Consider the following 6,184-nt stretch of genomic DNA (forward strand, 5'->3'; position numbering starts at 1 on the left):
GGCCATGCGCCTGTACCTGTCGTCGCATCAGCTCGGTGGGCAGCCACAACACCTGACCCCCTGGTCGGCGGGAAGCGGCGGGGTTGGGTTGGTGCTCGACTCGCTGGACGAGATCATCGGACGCCTTCGTCCACGCGGGGTCAAGCGCCGGTGGGTGCGTGCTGGCGCGGCGCTGGGGGTGGAGGGCGACACGAGCGAGGTCATCGGCTGAGCTTGGGCCGGGTGGGAGAATCGGACCCATGCCCACCTACCGCGACCAGGCCGTCGTCCTGCGCACGCACAAGCTGGGTGAGGCAGACCGGATCATCACGCTGCTCTCGCGGGAGCACGGCAAGCTGCGCGCGGTGGCCCGTGGGGTGCGGCGCACCTCGTCCAAGTTCGGGGGACGGCTGGAGCCCTTCAGTCAGGTCGACATCCAGTTCGCTGAGGGACGCTCGCTCGACATCGTCGCCCAGTGCGAGTCGATCCGTCCGCTCGGTGAGGCGCTGGTCAACGACTACGAGGCCTTCACCGCTGGCCAGGTGATGCTGGAGACCGCCGACCGGCTCGTCTCTGAGTACCGCGAGCCCGCGCTGCAGCAGTACTGGCTGCTCGTCGGTGCCCTGCGAACGCTTGGCGACGGCACCCCCGACGGGCCACGGACCTCCGCCATGATTCTGGACAGCTACCTGGTGCGGGCGCTCGCCATTGCTGGCTGGGCCCCTTCGCTGACCGACTGCGCGCGCTGCGGAACCGTCGGACCGCACCAGTACTTCAACCCCTCGATGGGCGGAATGGTGTGCGTGTCCTGCCGTCCGCCCGGCTCAGCGCGTCCCGACCCGGCGACCATTGCCTACCTGCAGGCGCTGCTCACGGGCGACTGGGCGGCCACCCGTGAGGTGCCACCGATCCGGCAGCGCGAGGCGTCCGGTCTCGTGGCGGCCTTCGTGCAGTGGCATCTGGACCATGGCCTGCGCTCCATGCCGCTGGTCGAGCGCAGCTGGGCCTGAGGGAACTCAGCAGTCAAGACACCGCAGCAGTCCTCAGCAGTCAGAACACAGCCCGAAGAGCTCGAGTTCGTGGCCGGCGTCGCGGAAGCCGTGCTCCTGCGCCACCTGGGCCGCCCAGCGCTCGACGACCTTGCCCTCGATCTCGACCGTACGTCCGCACGTGCGGCACACCAGGTGGTGGTGGTGGCCGGTGCTCTCGCAGCGGCGGTAGACCATCTCGCCGTCGTCGGAACGGATCGCGTCCACCTCACCAAGCTCGACCATCGACTGCAGCGTCCGATAGACCGTCGCCAGGCCGGCCGTGTCCCCGCCGGCACGGAGTTCGGCGTGCAGTGTCTGGGCCGATTTGAAGGCGTCTGCCCGCTTCAGCAGCTCACCGATCGCGATGCGCTGCTTGGTCACCCGTCGCACCGGACGGCCGGAATCAGTGCTTGTGGAATCAGTGCTCATCGAATCAGTGCTTGTGGAATCAGTGCTCATCGAAGTGGTCTCCGTGGGGTGCGTGGCGGTGTCCGTCGTGCAGGTAGTCGACGTGGTCCCCGTGCAGCAGGGCCTGCTCGCCAACCGGTTCGCCGCTGTTGGCATGCGCGATGACATGCGGTTCGGCCGGCTCATCGGCCGCGATGGTGCGCGCGGCGACGTGCTGGCGGTGGTGCAGCCAGGCCGCCAGCGGCCAGCTCAGCAGGAAGACCGCGATCGCGCAGACGACGATCGTCGCGCCGGAGGCGGTGTTCCAGTAGTAGCTGCCCACCGTGCCTCCGGTGGCGGTCAGGGCGCCGATCGCCATCGCACCGAAGAGCGTCGCCCGGAAGCTCACGAACAGGTTCTGCGCCGTCGCCACCGGCACCACCATCATCGCGCTCACCAGCAACAACCCGACGGTGCGCATCGACAGCGTCACGGTCAGCGCCGCGAGCACGACCACCAGCAGGTTCAGGGCCCTCACCGGCAGGCCGAGCACGCGGGCGAAGTCCTCGTCAGCACAGATCGCGAACAATTGGGGCAGCAGCCCGACGCACAAGGTGACGACGATCACCCCGAGCACGCCGATCACGAGGATGTCGTTGGGGCTCACCGTGGTCAGCGAGCCGAACAGGAACTGCGACAGCGCGCCGGCTCCTCGTCCGCCGAGACCGGCCATCATCACCCCCGACGCGAGGCCGCCGTAGAACAAGATCGCCAGCCCGACGTCACCGGTCGCCCGTCCGTGCTGACGCAGCAATTCGACGGCGACGGCCCCGAGGACGCATACGAGGATGGCCGCCGGCAACGGAGCGGTGTTGGTCAGGAAGGACAGACCGACGCCGGCGATCGCGACGTGGCCAAGACCGTCACCGAGCAGGGACAGCCGGCGCTGCACGATGAAGGTGCCGATGGCTGGGCTCAGCAAGCCGCTGAGCAGTGCAGCGAGGATGGCGCGCTGCATGAAGGCCTGGGAGAGGAAGTCCATCTTCAGTGACTCCTGCGTTCGGTGTCGGTGTGGACGTGCCAGCTGGGCTGGGGCAAGACGACGGGGGAGCAGTTGGCGTCGATGTGGTGGGCATCGGACAGCCCGACCCCCTCCAGCAGCGGGCCGTCGTGGATCACTCGTCCCTGCCGCAGCACCACCGAACGGTCGATCAGGTCGGCCAGTGGACCGAGTTCGTGCAGGACGACCAGCATCGCCAGCCCGTCGGCCTTGAGAGCTCCCAACAGGCGGGCCAGGGACGACTGGGTGGTCAGGTCGAGTCCAGCGAGGGGTTCGTCCAGCACCAACAGGTCCGGTTCACTGGCCAGCGCGCGAGCAATCAGGGCGCGCTGCTGCTGTCCGCCGGAGAGGTGGACAAGCTGTTCGCGCCGCCGCGTGGCGAGGTTCACCCGTGTCAGGGAGCGTTCGACCGCGGCCCGGTCGGCGGCACTGGCGGGCCAGAAGGGCTTGCGGTGCGCGAGTCGTCCGGAGCGGACGACCTCGTCGACGGTCGCATTGGCCACCTGCAACTGGCCTCGCTGGGGCACATAGCCGACGCGGTGCCAGTCGCGGAAGCGTCCGAGCGGTTGCCCGAAGACCTCGGGCGCGGGGCTCGAGGGCGCCAGGCCCAGCAGGGCGCGCACCAGCGTCGTCTTGCCCGAGCCATTGCCGCCGAGCAGGGCGACGGTCTCGCCGGCGTGCACCGTGATGTCGACGCCGTGGAGGATCTGGTGGCCATCCAGCCGAACGTCCAGGCCATGCGTCTCCAGGACGGAGTCCGCCTGACGGGAAGGGGGGGAATCAACAGTGGTCACTGGCAGCCGTTCGCGGTCTTGAGGGCGGTGAGGTTGGCGTTCATGACCTCGAAGTAGTTGGTGCCCGGGGAGTCAGGGGTGATGCCCTCGACGGGGTCGAGGACGGCGGTGCGGAGCTTGAGGTCGCCGGCGATGGACGTGGCGATGTCGGGGGAGACCAGTGTCTCGTAGAAGATCGTCGTGACGCCATGTTCGGTGGCCAACTTCTGCACCTCGGCGATCCGAGCGGGGGAGGGCTCCTCGTCCGGCGAGAGGCCGCTGATGCCGATCTGGGTCAGCCCGTACTCGTGCGCGAGGTATCCGAAGGCGGCGTGGCTGGTGATGAACTCGGTTCGCTCGCAGGTGGCGAGCCCCGTGCTGAAGTCGGCATCGAGCCTGCCGAGGCTCGCGGTCAGCGCCGCGAGGTTGCTGGCGTAGTCGGGGGCGTGTTCGGGGTCCACCTCGGCAAGCTTCGCCTCGATCCCGGTGGCGATCTTCACCATGTTCTTGGGGTCCAGCCAGATGTGCGGGTCGGTGCTGCCGTGGTCGTGGTCCGCACCTTCCACCTCGCCCTCATGGTCGTGCTCCTCCTCGGTCGTGGTGAGCAGGGTGGCCAGGCCGGTGGCGTCGACGACCTGTTGCGGAGAGGTCGTCTCGACGGCATCGTCCACGGCGCCCTGGAAATCGGACTGGTAGACGAACAGGTCCGCCTGGCCCACGCTGGCCACCTGCTTGGCGGACAGTTCCAGATCGTGGGGCTCCTGTCCGGGCGTGGTCAGGGAGCTGACGGACGCGTGGTCGCCGGCGATCTGTTCGGTCAGGAAGGCCAGTGGGTAGAAGGAGGCGACGACCTCGAGCCCGCTGCCGGACGCGTCCTGGGCCCCAGAGGAGTTCTGGGAACCCCCGCAGGCGCTGGCGGTGGCCAGCAGGGTGCAGGCCAGGGCGATCGGGGCAAGACGTCGATAAAGCTTCATGGAAACCATTATCAATTAGCTGTGGGCACGACGCAAGCCGGCAGCGCCTAGCATTCGTCCCATGCTGGTCATCAACCGCTTCCGCTCCGAGACGCCCGACGCGACCGGGGTGCTGGTCGGGGTCGAGGTGCTCGCCGACGTCTACCGCGCTGCCGCTGGCAACGAGTCCGTTGAACTGGTACAGAACCTTGATGAACCCGAGCTCGTGGCACTGGTCACCCGTTGGACGAATGTCGGCAGCTATCGCCGCGCGCTGTTCGGGTTTGCGGCGCAACAGGCCTTCGTCGGCCTGCTGGCGTGGATGGTTGACGAGCCGTCCGCCTACCTGCACCCCACTGACGTGGGGGAGAACATTCCGCGCTCGAACAACTGACTGGCGCAATCCCTGCCCCCGGGCCCCTTCTAGCGCGCCGGACGACCCAGCCACCGACGGCTCGTCGAGGCTGGCCTGGCCTCGGTTGGCGGTGGGCTCTCGACCAGCCGATAGGGTTGGGACCAGCGCCGAAGGCCCCGCACGTCTGCGGAACCGGCGCGTCGTCCGGCACCAGCCTGGTGTCCGGAGCCAATGAGGACTTGGAGAAGAACAAGTGGCACCCACCAGCGCGCTCGACAACGTCATCAGCCTGTGCAAGCGGCGTGGCTTCGTCTACCCCTGCGGTGAGATCTATGGCGGCACCCGTGCCGCCTGGGACTACGGACCCCTGGGCGTCGAGCTCAAGGAGAACATCAAGAAGCAGTGGTGGCGGCACATGGTCACCAGCCGCGACGACGTCGTCGGCCTGGACAGCTCGGTGATCCTGCCGCGCCAGGTGTGGGTGGCCTCGGGCCACGTCGGCGTGTTCACCGACCCCCTGGTCGAGTGCCTGAGCTGCCACAAGCGCTTCCGCTTCGACCACCTCGAGGAGGACTTTGAGGCCAAGAAGGGGCGCCTGCCCGAGGGCAAGGAAGAGATCAACTGCCCCAACTGCGGCAACAAGGGCCAGTGGACCGAGCCCCGTGACTTCAACATGATGCTCAAGACCCACCTGGGCGTCATCGAGGACGAGTCCGGCCTGCACTACCTGCGTCCCGAGACCGCGCAGGGCATCTTCGTGAACTTCAAGCAGGTCGTCCAGACCCAGCGCATGAAGCCCCCCTTCGGCATCGGCCAGACGGGCAAGAGCTTCCGCAACGAGATCACGCCCGGCAACTTCATTTTCCGCACCCGTGAGTTCGAGCAGATGGAGATGGAGTTCTTCGTCCAGCCCGGCACGGATGAGGAGTGGCACCAGTACTGGATCGACGAGCGGACGAACTGGTACACGGGCCTGGGCATCCAGCGCGAGAACCTGCGCCACTATGAGCACCCGAAGGAGAAGCTGTCGCACTACTCGAAGCGCACCGTCGACATCGAGTACAAGTTCGGCTTCGCCGGCAGCGAGTGGGGCGAGCTCGAGGGCATCGCCAACCGCACCGACTTCGACCTCAGGACGCACTCGGAGCACTCGGGCCAGGACCTGTCCTACTTCGACCAGGCCAAGGGTGAGAAGTACATCCCCTACGTCATCGAGCCTGCCGCGGGCCTGACGCGCTCGCTGATGGCCTTCATGGTCGAGGCCTACACCGAGGACGAGGCTCCCAACACCAAGGGTGGCGTTGACAAGCGCACCGTCTTGAAGCTCGACCCACGCCTGTCGCCGGTCAAGGCCGCCGTGCTGCCGCTGTCGCGCAACGAGGACCTCTCCCCGAAGGCGCGTGACCTCGCCAAGCAGCTGCGCCAGAACTGGAATGTCGACTTCGACGACGCCCAGGCCATCGGCAAGCGCTACCGCCGCCAGGACGAGATCGGCACCCCCTTCTGCATCACGGTCGACTTCGACACCCTCGAGGACAATGCCGTGACCATCCGCGAGCGCGACACCATGTCGCAGGAGCGCGTGGCGCTCGACCAGGTGCAGGGCTACCTTGCCCAGCGCCTGATCGGCTGCTGACCAGGACGAT

The 6,184-nt window shown here is 67.6% G+C and carries 8 protein-coding genes; 4 read left to right on the plus strand and 4 right to left on the minus strand.

Going from position 1 to position 6,184, the window contains the following annotated elements; translation table 11 throughout:
• Window positions 1–4: 4 nt before the first annotated feature.
• Both ABD089_RS02970 and recO read left to right on the plus strand, forming a co-directional pair.
• Window positions 5–211 (plus strand): hypothetical protein, encoded by a 207-nt coding sequence (locus ABD089_RS02970; RefSeq protein ID WP_343884718.1) that lies wholly within the window; start codon window positions 5–7, stop codon window positions 209–211.
• A gap of 28 nt (window positions 212–239) precedes the next feature.
• On the plus strand, window positions 240–989 hold the full coding sequence (gene recO, locus ABD089_RS02975) for a DNA repair protein RecO (protein WP_343884719.1): 750 nt from the start codon (window positions 240–242) through the stop codon (window positions 987–989).
• Window positions 990–1,022: 33 nt separating this feature from the next.
• On the opposite strand, the gene ABD089_RS02980 is transcribed toward recO, so the two are convergent.
• The 4 genes from ABD089_RS02980 to ABD089_RS02995 are packed head-to-tail and all read right to left on the minus strand — an operon-like array spanning window position 1,023 to window position 4,204.
• The gene (locus tag ABD089_RS02980) at window positions 1,023–1,439 is read right to left on the minus strand and encodes a Fur family transcriptional regulator (RefSeq protein WP_343884720.1); all 417 of its coding nucleotides are present in this window, start codon (window positions 1,437–1,439) and stop codon (window positions 1,023–1,025) included.
• A 19-nt stretch (window positions 1,440–1,458) separates the two neighbouring features.
• Window positions 1,459–2,439 carry a metal ABC transporter permease gene (locus tag ABD089_RS02985; RefSeq protein WP_343884721.1) on the minus strand — a complete coding sequence of 327 codons (981 nt, stop codon included), beginning with the start codon at window positions 2,437–2,439 and terminating at the stop codon, window positions 1,459–1,461.
• Between the two features lie 2 nt (window positions 2,440–2,441).
• Complete coding sequence (locus tag ABD089_RS02990) at window positions 2,442–3,251, minus strand: metal ABC transporter ATP-binding protein (protein ID WP_343884722.1); 810 nt, start codon at window positions 3,249–3,251, stop codon at window positions 2,442–2,444.
• The gene (locus ABD089_RS02995; RefSeq protein WP_343884723.1) at window positions 3,248–4,204 is read right to left on the minus strand and encodes a metal ABC transporter substrate-binding protein; all 957 of its coding nucleotides are present in this window, start codon (window positions 4,202–4,204) and stop codon (window positions 3,248–3,250) included. Before ABD089_RS02995 ends, ABD089_RS02990 begins: the two co-directional genes overlap by 4 nt.
• 61 nt (window positions 4,205–4,265) lie before the next feature.
• Between ABD089_RS02995 and ABD089_RS03000 the strand changes: the two genes are divergently transcribed.
• Both ABD089_RS03000 and ABD089_RS03005 read left to right on the plus strand, forming a co-directional pair.
• Entirely contained in the window at window positions 4,266–4,577 is a 312-nt protein-coding gene (locus ABD089_RS03000) for an antibiotic biosynthesis monooxygenase (protein WP_343884724.1), read from the plus strand.
• 214 nt (window positions 4,578–4,791) lie between these two features.
• Window positions 4,792–6,174, plus strand: a complete 1,383-nt coding sequence (locus tag ABD089_RS03005) for a glycine--tRNA ligase (RefSeq protein ID WP_343884725.1) — start codon at window positions 4,792–4,794, stop codon at window positions 6,172–6,174.
• Window positions 6,175–6,184: the final 10 nt, after the last annotated feature.

Origin of the sequence: Luteococcus sanguinis (assembly GCF_039527675.1) — a bacterium.
Classification (GTDB): Bacteria; Actinomycetota; Actinomycetes; order Propionibacteriales; family Propionibacteriaceae; genus Luteococcus; species Luteococcus sanguinis.